The following is a 789-nucleotide window of genomic DNA, read 5'->3' as shown; positions in this document are numbered from 1 at the left end:
ACAACCAGCAGCTCCCGCAATCAGCCCTGGGCAGCAAGACGCCCTTGCAGGCGATGAAAGACTGGCACAAACTCAAGCCCGACCTGTTCAGGAAACGGCCATACTACCTTCCGGGATCCGACACCTAGCCACTAACAGCAAGGATGAACGGCAAAATCTCCGTTATCCAATTCTGCATGAGGGGAAAGAGATATGGCCAGAAAAGCAATGGATTTGGTCGAAGGATAGATTTGAAAAAGCATATGCGCGCGGTGAGATCGTAATTAATGAAAGAAACGGAAAATATAGTGTTCGATCGAAGCAATATTTGCGTGATGAGAATGGGGTAGAGCGGCTTGGAAAGCCAGTTTCACTTCTGAATGGGCCGTTTAATCAAGATGGAACCAAGGAAATAAAGGAGCTTTTCGAGACGCCCGTCTTTGGTTTCCCAAAGCCAACAAAGTTGATTGAATACTTTGCATCGTTCGTAGTGAACGACAGCGAAGACAAAGAATTCATATTCATGGACTTTTTCGCCGGCTCGTGTTCATCCGCGCAGGCCATCATGCAGCTAAATTCTCGGGACGGCGGCAATCGAAAATTCATCATGGTGCAACTCGATGAGCCATGCGCAGAGGGATCAGACGCCATCAAGGCAGGCTATTCCACAATCCCGGAGCTATCTGTCGGATCCCGGAAGGTAGTATGGCCGTTTCCTGAACAGGTCGGGCTTGAGTTTGTGCCAGTCTTTCATCGCCTGCAAGGGCGTCTTGCTGCCCAGGGCTGATTGCGGGAGCTGCTGGTTGTAGA

General features: G+C 50.1%; 2 pseudogenes. One reads left to right on the top strand and one right to left on the bottom strand.

The window, feature by feature from the left end:
* Positions 1–128, top strand: a pseudogene (locus tag DQW77_RS17940) (IS481 family transposase); the annotation flags it as partial.
* 530 nt (positions 129–658) lie between these two features.
* On the opposite strand, the pseudogene DQW77_RS17935 reads toward DQW77_RS17940, so the two are convergent.
* Positions 659–789: pseudogene (locus tag DQW77_RS17935) on the bottom strand (IS481 family transposase); the annotation flags it as partial.

Source organism: Roseovarius sp. TE539 (assembly GCF_003298505.1).
Lineage (GTDB): Bacteria > Pseudomonadota > Alphaproteobacteria > Rhodobacterales > Rhodobacteraceae > Roseovarius.
The sequence above is the reverse complement of the archived record's forward strand: the minus strand, read 5'-3'. Positions and strand labels throughout refer to the sequence as shown.